The sequence below is a fragment of the Rothia sp. HMSC061C12 genome, assembly GCF_001815755.1.
Classification (GTDB): domain Bacteria; phylum Actinomycetota; class Actinomycetes; order Actinomycetales; family Micrococcaceae; genus Rothia; species Rothia mucilaginosa.
This window is the reverse complement of the sequence record NZ_KV821872.1, coordinates 1-12,393: the sequence shown is the minus strand read 5'-3', so window position 1 is coordinate 12,393 and position 12,393 is coordinate 1. Positions and strand designations below refer to the sequence as shown.

Annotated in this window: 10 protein-coding genes and 1 riboswitch; of the genes, 4 read left to right on the top strand and 6 right to left on the bottom strand. The window is 62.9% G+C overall.

Annotated features, from left to right (window positions below):
* Positions 1–11: 11 nt before the first annotated feature.
* From HMPREF3055_RS06285 to HMPREF3055_RS06265, 5 genes are all read right to left on the bottom strand, one after another.
* A complete protein-coding gene (locus HMPREF3055_RS06285; protein ID WP_070738592.1) occupies positions 12–2,189 on the bottom strand; it encodes a S9 family peptidase in 2,178 nt (725 codons plus the stop codon).
* A 221-nt stretch (positions 2,190–2,410) separates the two neighbouring features.
* Positions 2,411–3,643 (bottom strand): ribosome small subunit-dependent GTPase A, encoded by a 1,233-nt coding sequence (gene rsgA / locus HMPREF3055_RS06280; protein WP_070738590.1) that lies wholly within the window; start codon positions 3,641–3,643, stop codon positions 2,411–2,413.
* Positions 3,644–3,751: 108 nt separating this feature from the next.
* A complete protein-coding gene (locus tag HMPREF3055_RS06275) occupies positions 3,752–4,582 on the bottom strand; it encodes an ABC transporter (protein ID WP_070738588.1) in 831 nt (276 codons plus the stop codon).
* A 1-nt stretch (position 4,583) separates the two neighbouring features.
* Positions 4,584–5,354 carry an ABC transporter permease gene (locus HMPREF3055_RS06270; protein ID WP_246824606.1) on the bottom strand — a complete coding sequence of 257 codons (771 nt, stop codon included), beginning with the start codon at positions 5,352–5,354 and terminating at the stop codon, positions 4,584–4,586.
* An 86-nt stretch (positions 5,355–5,440) separates the two neighbouring features.
* A complete protein-coding gene (locus HMPREF3055_RS06265) occupies positions 5,441–6,427 on the bottom strand; it encodes an ABC transporter ATP-binding protein (RefSeq protein ID WP_070634114.1) in 987 nt (328 codons plus the stop codon).
* Between the two features lie 340 nt (positions 6,428–6,767).
* Positions 6,768–6,880, top strand: a riboswitch (SAM riboswitch).
* Between the two features lie 103 nt (positions 6,881–6,983).
* Between HMPREF3055_RS06265 and HMPREF3055_RS06260 the strand changes: the two genes are divergently transcribed.
* The 3 genes from HMPREF3055_RS06260 (at position 6,984) to HMPREF3055_RS06250 (ending at position 10,538) form a co-directional block, all read left to right on the top strand.
* Positions 6,984–8,330, top strand: coding sequence for a bifunctional o-acetylhomoserine/o-acetylserine sulfhydrylase (locus HMPREF3055_RS06260; protein WP_070634113.1), 1,347 nt, complete (start codon positions 6,984–6,986; stop codon positions 8,328–8,330).
* Between the two features lie 189 nt (positions 8,331–8,519).
* The gene (locus HMPREF3055_RS06255; RefSeq protein WP_210399386.1) at positions 8,520–9,833 is read left to right on the top strand and encodes a homoserine O-acetyltransferase MetX; all 1,314 of its coding nucleotides are present in this window, start codon (positions 8,520–8,522) and stop codon (positions 9,831–9,833) included.
* Between the two features lie 354 nt (positions 9,834–10,187).
* Complete coding sequence (locus HMPREF3055_RS06250) at positions 10,188–10,538, top strand: MerR family transcriptional regulator (RefSeq protein WP_049355077.1); 351 nt, start codon at positions 10,188–10,190, stop codon at positions 10,536–10,538.
* Positions 10,539–10,669: 131 nt separating this feature from the next.
* Here the strand turns inward: HMPREF3055_RS06250 and HMPREF3055_RS06245 are convergent, their stop codons facing one another.
* Positions 10,670–11,485, bottom strand: coding sequence for a MerR family transcriptional regulator (locus tag HMPREF3055_RS06245; protein ID WP_070738586.1), 816 nt, complete (start codon positions 11,483–11,485; stop codon positions 10,670–10,672).
* 94 nt (positions 11,486–11,579) lie between these two features.
* Here HMPREF3055_RS06245 and HMPREF3055_RS06240 point away from each other — a divergent pair, with 94 nt between their 5' ends.
* Positions 11,580–12,332 (top strand): alpha/beta hydrolase, encoded by a 753-nt coding sequence (locus HMPREF3055_RS06240; RefSeq protein WP_049338867.1) that lies wholly within the window; start codon positions 11,580–11,582, stop codon positions 12,330–12,332.
* Positions 12,333–12,393: the final 61 nt, after the last annotated feature.

Below are 12,393 nucleotides of genomic sequence, written 5' to 3'. Positions count from 1 at the left end.
TTGGTTATAGCCTACTCAGTAACGCCGAGGTTAGTCAGCAGGAACGCGTAATCCCAGGCGATTTCACGCCAACGCGTGTACCGGCCCGAACCACCACCGTGACCGCCCGACATATCAATCTTCAGCAGCGGCACCGGCGAGGACGGGTCAATCTGCTCACGCAGCGCCGCAACCCACTTCGCAGGCTCCACGTAGAGCACGCGCGTATCGTGCAGGCTCGTCACCGCAGCAATTGCCGGGTAGCGGACCGGGCGGATGTTCTCGTACGGGGTGTACGACTTCATGTAGGCGTACACTTCCGGGTCCTCAATCGGGTTGCCCCACTCTTCCCACTCCATCGCCGACAGCGGCAGCTCCGGGTCGAGGATGGTGGTCAGCGCATCCACGAACGGTACGGCAGCCAGGCAGGCGGCGTACTTTTCGGGGGCGAGGTTCACGACGGCGCCCATGAGCAGGCCGCCGGCGCTACCGCCGTAGCAGCCGATACGCGCCTCATCAGCCCACGGCTTAGCCGCAATGTAGCTGGTGACGTCCACGAAGTCGGTGAAGGTGTTCTTCTTCGCGAGCTTCTTGCCGTTCTGGTACCAGGAGCGGCCCATCTCGCCGCCGCCGCGAATATGCGCAATGACGTAGATGACGCCGCGGTCCAGGATCGACAGCATCGGGATGGAGAACATCGGGTCCATGGATGACTCGTACGAGCCGTAACCGTACTGGATGACCGGGTGCGGCTTGCTCATGTCCAGGTCGGCGCGGTGAATCACCGAGATCGGGATGAGCGTGCCGTCCGCCGCCGGTGCCCAGTCGCGGTATGCGCGGTAGTCCTCACGGTTGTAGCCGCCGAGTACCGGGGTTTCACGGCGCAGCAGCAGGGTCTGCGACATGGGGAAGTAGTCGTAGACGCGGCGCGGCGTCAGGTACGAGGTGTAGGCGATACGCAGCACGGGGGAGTAGTTCTCCGCACGCAGCACGGAGGCGGTGTACAGTTCCTCGTCGAAGCCGGCAGGTTCCATGAAGGTCACACCGGCGGGGCGGCGGCGGCGCCACTGGATGGGCAGCTGCTCACGCGGTGCAAGGAAGATGCGGGTGGTCGTGTCCGCGCGGGCGGTAACAACCAGGTGCGTTGCGGTGAAGGTGAAGCCCTCCAGGCGCACGTGTTCGCTGTGGCGGATGACCGGCACCCAACGCTGCGCGTACTCTTCGAGGCTTTCGCCCTCGCGCGGCATATCTGCGAGGACCAGCTCGGAGTTCAACGCATTGTAGTCGTGCTGAATCAGCAGGTGCTGCTCGCCGGCAATGTTGAGCGGCTCGGCATAGTATTCGATGCCCGCGCTCTTGGGGATGAGCAGGGTCGGCTCGCCCTTGGGTTCGCGGGTGGGGATGAGGCGCACTTCCGTGTACTCGGAGTTGGAGCTGGTGATGACTACGGAGGAACGGTCGGAGCTCATGGCGGCGCCGAGCCACATGGTGTTGTCCGGTTCCTCGTAGATCAGGTGGTCTTCGGTGCCCTGCCCGACGTCGTGCACGTAGACACGCCAGGGGCGCCACGACTCGTCGGGCACGAGGTAGATGAGCTGTTCGGCGTGGTTGATGAAGAAGGAGCCCGCCGCAATGTTGGGGATGGTGTCTTCGAGGAAGGTGCCGGTTTCCATGTTGAGGAAGCGCTGCTCGTAGCGTTCGTCGCCCTTCTCATCCACGGAGATGCTCAGCAGCTTGCCGTTACGTGCCGGCTGGAAGCTACCGAGGGAGAAGAACTCCATGTCCTTGGCGTATTCGTTGCAGTCGAGGATGACGACCTCGCCCTCAAGCACCTCGCCGGGGGTGACGGTCGGCGGGGTGTAGCGCACCACCTCGTCGCCCTCGTGCAGGGCGGGGTAGCGGTAGAAGACGGGGTACTGGCCGCCGGGCACCATACGGCTGTAGTACCACCAGTCACCGATACGGTTCGGGACGGTCAGATCCGACAGCAGGGTGCGGTTCTTAATCTCGTTGAAGATGGACTCGCGGAGGGGCTGCTGGTCTGCGGTGACAGCTTCGGTGTATTCGGCTTCTGCCTTGAGGTAGTTGAGGACCTCTTCGCTTTCCTTGTCGCGGAGCCATTCGTAGTGGTCGATGAAGACGTCGCCGTGGTGTTCGCGGCGGTGCTCGACCTTCTTCGGTACGGGCGGGGTGAGGTTCTGTTCAGCCATGCTGCCACCTCTTTCAATGAGTTATGGGTTTGTGAATGGTGTGTGCCGTCTGCGCCCGCCTCTTCTACCGCCGAGGGGACGGGGTGCGGGGGACTGTGGGCACGCCTAGTTCTAGTGTATCGAAGAGTGAGGCAGGCTACTATATTGCCGCCCGTACAGGATTGCCCGGCTCAGCTGGTGGAAGCCCCGCCTAGCCTCGCCGGGGCGTGCGCGTTTATCGGCTAGTTGGCGCGGCCCTTAATGGACATGAGGGTGCGGCGGCCCGCCTTGTTCGCCTTCGTGAAGGCGCGGTTGCTCTGCCGGTACTCGCGCTCTTGAGAGCGTAGGCGCAGGCGTGCAGATTCTGCCATCATCCTGCGGTAGCGTTCAAAACGTTCGGGGTCGAGGGAGCTGTCGGCGAGCGCCTGCTGCACCGCGCATCCGGGTTCGGAGCCGTGGGAGCAGTCGCTGTACCGGCAGGCGGCGGCGTAGCTGGAGACGTCGTCGAAGGTTTCGTCAATGGCAGCGCTATCGCTCGTGGCGGCGAGGGCTCGCACGCCCGGGGTGTCAATCAGCACTGTGCCAGCTGAGGATTCTGTGCCGGAGCCTTCTGCGCCGGATTCTCCAGCACCGAAGTATCCAGCACCGGGCAGAACAATCATTTGGCGGCTGGTGGTGGTGTGGCGCCCCTTGCCGTCAGTGCCGCGAACCGCGGAGGTCGCTTGCACCCGGTTTTCTGAGCTGGCCTCGCGGGGGTCGGCTCCGGGGTTGAGCAGGGCGTTGACCAGGGTTGATTTACCGGCACCGCTACGGCCCAGGAACGCGGCGGTGCGTCCGGCGACGAGCTCCGCCACTGGAGCGGGGTCGTAGCCGTTGTCCGTGCAGACGGCGAGCACCGCATCCACGCCGCCCGCGAGGGATTCCTCGTAGCCGGCGAGCTGTTCGGCCGTCACCAGGTCACCCTTGGTGAGAATCAGCGCGACCTGCACCCCGGAAGCGTGCGCCAGGGCGGTGTAGCGTTCAATGCGCCCGATGGACGGCTCGGGGAAGCACGGCTCAACGATGCAGAGCATATCCACGTTGGCGGCGACGGGCTGATCCGCGGATTCTCGGGTGGCGCTGGGGCGGGTGAGGTAGCTTCGCCGGGGCAGAATCGCGAGGGGCTTATGCTCTGCGGGCTGGGTTTCACCGCCGGTTCCGGGGATGGGCTGGGCGAGCACCCAGTCGCCCACGACGGGGTATTCCTCTTCGCCGTAGTCGTTCTCGACCGGACGCAGGGGAGCGGAGAGCTTCACGAGCTCGCCCCGCTCGCAGGTCAGCAGCTCGCAGCGGGTGCGGTGCACGGCGCTGACGCGGGCGAGGGTGAAATCATCAAGGGTGCCGTCGAGGGTGAACGCGGCGCGAATTGCTGAACCCTGCCAGGAGGGGTCGAAGCCGAGGGCCTCTAAGGTGTATGAAGCGGGAGTAACGGTCACAGGAATAGTCTTTCGTGGTTTCGGCGCCCGGTTGGTTGTCATGCCTGGATAGCGCGCCGGGGGAGAGGGCGTTTAAAAGGTTCGTTCTTTTTATCTCGGGTACGCGCCTTATAGCAGCGAGGCGCGGGCGCCGGCACGGATGCGGCGGGCGGCGAGGAACGTAAGCCCCAACCCCGCCGCGGCGTGGAGTCCCGCCAGGGCTGTGTCCGCCGCCAGGAGCGCGAACAGATCCGGTGCGGCGCCGCTTGCAATACCGCCAGAGGTATCTAGAGCCTGCACCAGCCGGGAGCCGGGAGCCCAGGAACACACCCACGCAAGCCACGCGGGGTAGGTGCTCACCGGAACGATCACACCCGCGCTGACCGGCAGAATAATGGACAGAAAATTGGACCCCGTGTACGGATCTGACAGGTACAGGCCCAGCCCGGCGGCAAAAATGCCCAGGCAGACCCCGCCCAGAACCGCAACCGGCATCAGCGCGATGGCGCCGAGCAGAAGCCCGGAACCCGCCCCGGTAGGGGGTGCCGTGAGGGAGAGCAACCACACGATGCCCACGTTGCTCAGGCCCGTTACGGATGCCAACAGCGCGGGCACCGCCGCCGCACCCAGCCAGTAGCCCGCATCCACCGGGCGTGCCGTGCACACGTACTCGAAGACGCCAATCCACCGGTCGGTGGCAACGCGCGCGACGATGCCGGCGGCCACCGAGCTGAGGGTGGCAATCAGGGCGGTCGCGCAGCCGATGCGTACCGTATCGTTCGCGGCGAGGTCGGCGCCCAAAAGCACCGTAAAAAGCACGTTAAGACCGGGTACGAGCACCAGGGTTGTGATGGCCGTTCCGAGGGTTGCGAAGGTAATAGAAGATGACCAGCCGATAGAGGCGGTAGACAGTGCCCGGCGCACCACGCCGGGCAGGGAATCAGTAGAGAGAACACGCACGCTACATCGCCCCCAGGGTGCCGCGACGACGGGCGGAGGCGAGAGCCTTCCGGGCAAAGAGGAAGGCGCACAACGCCCAAGCGAGGCTCACGGCGAGCGTCTGCGCAACGGGCAGGAGCGCATCCGCCGGGGTAGTGATGGTGGTACGCCCAAGTAGGAGATGAACCGGCGCCTGCAGGGGAATGAGCATGCCTACAGCATCTAGCCAGGCGGGCGCTTCAATGGTCGTGAAGAGAACCCCGGAAAGAATAAAAACCGGCACGAGCAACAGCTCCTCGTAGGCGATAGCGTTCGGTGTGGCCACGAAGAACACCGCAATCATGAACGTTACCGACAGGCACGCAAGCCACAGCAGGGGAACGCCCAGAACGTAGCGCGGCCAGAGTGCTGAAAAGTCCGTGACCTGCGGGTTAAGCGTCACAAGAGCCCAGATGAGCCACGACAGGGGCAAAGCCGCCATACCCACAATGGATGCGCTCGAAACGATAGCCGCCAGCACCCGCACCGGAGAAATCGACCCCGAACACAGGTACACGAGGGTCCCACGGAAACGCTCGAAATTGATGATGCCCGCAGACACGATGCAGACCGACCACATGCCCACAATGCCCGCGCGGGTCCACGCGAGGGTCGGGTCAACGGAGTGACCCGCGGAGCTCTGCGCCGCCGCATGCACCGCAAGAGCCTGAATAATAACCGACCCGAGCACCGTACTGATGAGTAGCTGAATGAAGTAGGGGACCGTCAGGAACTGGCGCAGGCTAAAGCCCATGAGCCGCAACTGACGGGCGCACTCCTGCCGTAGGTCGCCCCCTCGGCTCTGTTGCTGGGAGTCTTTCGGACGCCGTGTCTGAGCGTTCATCGCTTGAGCCCCTCCGCCATTGCCAGGTATGCCTCTTCCAAGGTTGCCGGGCGTGTGTACGGTTCGGTCCGTGCCCCGATACGTGCGGTGGCAAGCCCCTCCGCGAGGATACGGTGCGCCTCGCCCGCCTCGAACGTGGCGCGCTCGCCATGCCAGTAGAGGGTGAGTTCCCAGCCGGAACCGCGCGGGGCGAAGAGCACCGTAGCCTTATCGCCGAGGAGCCCACGAAGCGTATCAAGGCCCTCGGTGGCGGTGGCCTCGACCTGTACCACGGTCGTGGCGGCAATGCCGGCGTGCGCGGCGATGTCTTCGAGGCTGCCGCTCACGGCGACGGAACCGGCGCCTAACACGGTGATGGTGTGCGCCAGGTCCTCGATTTCGCCGAGTAGGTGGCTCGTCAGCAGAACGGCGGCGCCGTCTTCCGCGAGGGAGCGGATGAGGGTTCGCACGGTTAGGGCGATATCGGGGTCGAGCCCGTTGGTCGGCTCATCCAGCAGGAGCAGGGCGGGGGAGCCGAGCAGGGCGCGGGCAATATGTAGGCGCTGCTTCATGCCGCGGGAAAACTCCTGGACAGGCTGCGTTGCCGCATCGGTGAGTTCCACACGGGCTAGGGCATGCTCCACCTCGTGTCGTCGGGTCCGCCCGGAAACCCCCGCAACATCGGCGAAGAACAGCAGATTGTCGCGGGCACTGGCGCGCGGGTAGAAGCCGTTCTCCCCGCCCAACGCGAGGCCCACGTGGCGGCGAGCCCGCTGCGGGTGAGCGATAGCATCCACACCGTTCACGGTGAGGATACCGCCGGTAGGAGTGAGCAGGGTCGAGCACATCTGCACGGTGGTGGTTTTGCCCGCACCGTTGGGGCCGAGGAGGGCATGAATCTCACCGGAACTAACGCGAAGCGACACCCGGTCGACGGCGGTAAAAGCGTTTTCACCTTTGCCAAAGACGCGGCTGAGCTGCGCCGCATCAAGAACAAGAGACATGGTAGGTAACCTTCGGGTATGACCCTCTGGCCCCTATACCGGAGGGATGCTGAGCAGGATAAACGGCGTAGCGAGCCGTAGCGAGTTGTACCCTGCGTGAGTGTATGTGTCATTTCAGTGTACCGAAAAACCGTAGATAAAAGTGATGGGGGTTACTGTGTGGATGGTGGGTGTCCGCCTCCGCATCTCGATTGCCTCGTCCTCGGATTGCCCCGGCACCGTCGTTCGCGTTTTATGACAGACGTTAAAAAACGTCATCTTTGCAATGAAATGTCTTAAAGTACCGCGCACCCACAAAATCCTTGACCCCGCCCCGTGCCCTATGACACTCTAAATAACAGGTCAAGAGCGCCAGCGATAAGCCCCAGCTAGCTGGCCGGCAACCCTCCTCCGCGGTGGGGTGCCCTGGGTGAAGACCGGGCGGCACGCACAAGCGTGACGCAAGCGCGGGACCGATGTGACCGAAACCGGTACATCAATCGTGACAGGATTATTCGACGACGATTCCTGTACCGTCGGCATGCGGCCCCTTAAGAATCCCCAATAGGAGCCACGCATGAGCAACAACACTACCGTCCCGACTCCCGCCAACCCCGCCGGTTGGAAGTTCGAAACCCGCCAGATCCACGCAGGTCAGGCGCCGGATGCCGCAACGGGAGCTCGGGCACTACCTATCTACCAGACCACTTCCTTCGTCTTTGACAGCGCCGAGCAGGCAGCGAACCGTTTCGCCCTCGCCGAGCTGGGCCCCATTTACACTCGCCTCAACAACCCCACCCAGGAAGTCATCGAAAACCGTATCGCTTCCCTGGAAGGCGGCGTAGGCGCGCTGCTGCTGGCATCCGGTCAGGCAGCTATTACCTACGCAATCCTGAACATTGCCGGTGCAGGCGACCACGTTGTTGCTTCGCCCTCCGTGTACGGCGGCACCTACAACCTGCTCAAGTACACCCTCGCCGACCTGGGCATTGAAACCACCTTTGTTGAGGACCCGGACGACCTGGACGCATGGCGCGCCGCAGTCCGCCCCAACACCAAGCTCTTCTACGGCGAGTCCGTGCCCAACCCCCGCAACGACGTGCTCGACATTGAGCCCATCGCCAAGATCGCGCACGAAAACGGCGTACCCCTGATCGTGGACAACACCGTACCCACCCCGTACCTGCTGCGCCCCATCGAGCACGGCGCAGACGTAGTCGTCCACTCCGCCACCAAGTACCTGGGCGGCCACGGCACCTCCATCGGCGGCGTGATCGTTGACTCCGGTAACTTCGACTACGGTGCAGACCCCGAGAAGTTCCCCAAGTTCAACCAGCCCGCCCCCGGCTACCACGGCCTGGTCTACGCACGCGATTTGGGTAAGGACTCCGCGTTCGGCGCGAACCTCTCCTACATCCTGAAGGCGCGCGTCTCCCTGCTGCGTGACACCGGCGCCGCAATCTCCCCGACCAACGCCTTCAACATCGGCATCGGTCTGGAGACTCTCTCCCTGCGCATCGAACGCCACATTGAGAACGCCACCAAGGTCGCCCGCTGGCTCGAAGCAAACCCGCAGGTCGACAAGGTTATCTGGGCTGGCGTGGAATCCTCCCCCTGGTACGAGCGTGCACAGAAGTACCTGCCCAAGGGCCCCGGTGCGGTGCTCGGCTTCACCCTCAAGGACGCAACCCTGGAGGAGACCCGCGACTTCGTGGACGCCCTGAAGCTGCACTCCAACGTGGCGAACATCGGTGACGTACGCTCGCTCGTGATTCACCCCGCCTCCACCACCCACTCCCAGCTTTCCGCTGAGGAACTGGAGAAGATTGGCGTGTACCCGAACTTCGTCCGCCTGGCAGTCGGTATCGAGAACATCGACGACATTCTCGCCGACCTGCAGCTGGGCTTCGACACCCTCTCCTAAACGGTGATGCAACCCGCAGGTGGACCGGCAAGCTACGGCTTTTCGGTCCACCTGCGGATTCCCCGTTACGGAGCATGTTGTAACTGTGCGGCGTTGCTGCCGCCCAACCTGTTGCTTCTTCTACCCACAGACGAGTACCCCGCTCACACCCGGCACCACCTCGCCGACCAACCCAGTGAAGGGAACCCCATGACCACCCAGAGCACTAGCCAGTCCGGCACTACCAGCCAGCCTGTCACCGCACCCATCCCCGTGGCGGGCACCCGCACCGAGCACCCCGAAGCGCAAGGCTATCTGCGTCAGCTGAACATCGGCGACCTGGAGCTCGAGTCCGGCGTGACTCTGCCGCAGGTGACCATCGGTTACGAAACCTGGGGTACCCTCAACGAGACCGGCGATAACGCCATCCTCATCCTGCACGCACTCACCGGTGACACGCATGTCTCCCGCGGCGTGCCCACCCCGGACATGCCCGCCCCGCTGATTCGCGCTATCGAATCGGACGGCTGGTGGGAAGGCGTCGTCGGCCCCGGCTCGGTCGTGGACACCAACCGTTACTTCGTGATTGCCCCCAATATTTTGGGCGGCTGCTACGGTTCGACCGGTCCGGCCAGCATCATTCCCGAAGGCTACCCGGGCGCCGGCGAGCACTGGGGATCCCGATTCCCGCTCGTCACCATCCGCGACTCGGTGCGTGCTGAGGCGCGTCTGGCCCGGGCCCTGGGCATCACGAGCTTCCGCTACGTCATCGGCGGTTCCCTCGGGGGCGCACGCGCCGTAGAATGGGCCGCAACCAACCCCGAACTGGTGCGCGGATGCGCGGTCATCGCCTCCGGTCCTTCGGCCACCGCCGAGCAGATTTCCTGGGCGCACACGCAGAACCTGGCGATTCGCTCCGACGCGAACTTTGCCGGCGGCGACTACTACAACGGCCCCGCGCCGGTAACCGGTCTTGCCCTGGCACGCCGTATCGCGCACACCACCTACCGTAGCCCCGCCGAGCTGGAGCACCGCTTCGGCCGCGAGGAGAACCGCGGCGAAAGCACCGTGGGCGGTTCTCTGGGCGAGCCTCGTGGCCGCTACGCTATCGAAAGCTACCTGGACCACCACGGCGCCAAGCTGGTTGAGCGCTTTGACCCAAACAGCTACCTGGCAGTGAACGAGGCACTGATTTCGCACGACGTGGCGCGTGGCCGCGGCACCCTGGCGCAGGCGCTGGCGCACACCGATTGCGAGTGGACGATTGCGGCGGTGAACACGGACCGTCTGTTCTTCCCGCACGAGTCGCACCGCCTGGCGGAGGCGCTTCCCACCCCGGTGCCCGTGGACATTATCGAGTCGAACCACGGCCATGACGGCTTCTTGATTGAGGCGAAGCAGGTGGAGAAGATTCTGGCGCGCGCCCTCGGCGTTGAAGATGAATCCGCCGCCCCGAGTGAGGCGCAGCGTGAACGTGAAGCTTTGGAATCGATGACTCGTCTGTACGGCGCTGTTAATCGCTAACTCGACCGGCGCCCGAAGGCGTTTCACGCATCCTGCTGAATGTTGTTTTATCCAAACAGTGGGTGTGGGATTGTGAGGGAATGACTGGGTATTCTCAACTGTCCTTCCGCCCACCGTGAATTAACCTTCACCCATAGGGTTATGTAATAAAATGTCGGGCGTTCGTATGATGCGAGTGTCCGGCATTTTTTCTATCTTTATGAAGAGTGTTATGCCAAGTCAGGGAATATTTTCCGGTTTTTCGGGTGTTTTGCGAAACCTCCGCGAGATATCGCGAAGTAACCTCCTGTTGCACCGGAAGGTAAAGGTTCTCGGTTTGCTTTAGACCAGCTCTAACCCCATAGCATTAACGCTGTGGTAAGTATTCAAGAGGTAGCGGAGCAGTTGGGGGTGAGCACCCACGCCCTGCGATATTACGAAAAAGAGGGGCTCATTGCGGTGCCCCGTGATGCTCACGGAACCCGTATTTTTGATGAGGAGTCTATCTCCGCAGCACGGTTTATTGCTACCTGCCGTCAGGCCGGCATGAGTCTTGCCGACATTCGCACGATTTTGAGCAATCCGGACGACCACGCCCTATCCATTGATGTGATGGAGCGTGCCCGTCAGAAGATTGAGGATGAGATTGTGGGGTTGCAGCAGAACCTTGAGCACCTGGATCGCCGTATTCAGGAGCACCGCCGTCACCTCGACAGCACCCGCTAGGTAACTAGTCTTCTGCAGACGCGTATAAACGCCCGGTATTCCCAACGTTGGGAATACCGGGCGTTTTTCTGTGCTCAGCTGGCATGCTCGGCTACTCACCCCTAGCTACTGGGTATTTTCAGCCCGTAGGTTTAACCCCAAGCCGCTTTTTCCGGGTCAATACCGTGGGCACGAGCATTCTCGTAGATGACCTCCCGCAACCATTCCGCGAGCCCGGTCGCAAGCTTCTCGTAGTGCGCCTTGAAACGGGCATCCTCAACGTAGCCGCGGGCCAGAATAGCGTGCTTGGCGGGGGTGACCTCGAAGAAGAACAGGGAGGCGCGGTGCCGCTCGGCGAGCGCGTTCGCCTCCTCACTGCCCGGCTTCACGCCGCGGTTGAACGCCTCGACGAGGGCCTGCTCCACCTCCTCAACCTGCTGTTTGCCGTTCTGCCAGTCGGCACGGTTCATCGTTGCAGTGCGGCGCTGGTATTCAGCCCAGTCGTCAGTATTCACGTAACGTTCCTGCGCTTCCTGCTGGTGGGCGAGGCTGAACCCTTCACCCATAATCTCTGCTTTTTCGGCAGCGGTGAGCTGCTCATTTTTAGGTGTCATAGTGTCCTCCAAAAGACGTTCGATGGTTTCAAGCATGCGACCGTACGCGGCGATTTTGCGTTGAAGCATATCTCGTTGAGCGAGCAGATGCTCGGTGCTGTTCGCCCGATCCTGCAGTATGTTGCGAATAGCGTCAAGGCTCATGCCGATGGCGCGGTATCCCATGATGACGGTGATTCGTTCAAGGTCTGTATCGGTGTAGTACCGGTACCCGTTGAACTCATCATGTGCCGGGTTGAGTAAGCCCCGCTGCTCCCAGTGGTGAAGCGTGCGGACTGTGAGCCCGTGTAGTGATGCCGCTTCTCCCACGGTGTATTCGTGCTGCCCGTCAGGTGGTGTTATGTTCGCGTCCATGGTTTCACTCTAAAACCTCACGTTAGGTGAGGGTCAAGCTAGCGGCGGAACCTGCGGTGCAGGTTTGTGGGGGAGTCCTCGCTAAGATGGGTGCATGAGCGAAAACAAATACGTCGTCGAATACACCCGCCCCGAGAACGAACGTGCAGGCACCCACCTGGTGCTCATGCTGCACGGCTACGGCTCCCAGGAGCACGATTTGCTGTCTCTGGCGGCGCACCTTCCGCAGGAGGGCTTCACCTACGCCTCCATGCGTGCACCGCAGCCGGTTGGCACCCAGTTCTCCGCGGACTCGAGCGGCGCCTACATTGCCGCAGACGCTATCGGCTACCAGTGGTACCCGCTGAACCAGCAGCTCGAATCCGACCAGCGCGCTATTGAGCAGGCGAGCGACTACGTGCTGGAGTGGGTGCGCGCGAACCGTGAACCGTATGCTTCGGTGACCCTGCTGGGCTTCTCGCAGGGTATGGGTATCGCAACTTCGATGGTGCGTCACGCCCCCGGCGAGTTCGCCGCCGTAGTGGGGCTGTCCGGCTACGCCGTGGACTCGGATTCGCCGTACTTCAAGGACGAGGAGCTGAAGAAGACCGAACTGCCGGTGTTCTTTGGCCGCGATCAGGAAGACCCCGTCATCCCGCAGGAGATGGTGAACTACACCTACGACTGGATCCGCAAGTACACCGACGGCATTAAGGTGCTGTACGCCGGTGCGGGTCACGGCGTGAGTGCCATGGAGATTCGCCATGTGGGCGAGTTCCTGGAGGTGAAGGTGCAGGGTAAGGAGCCGCGTATTCGTGCGCAGAAGGTTGCGGAGGCGACCGGCACCGCGGAAGGCTCTGACGCCTAAAACGACTATATGGAAAGCCCCCGGGTCGTGTGTGAACTGCCTCCCGTTTCTTGGACAACGA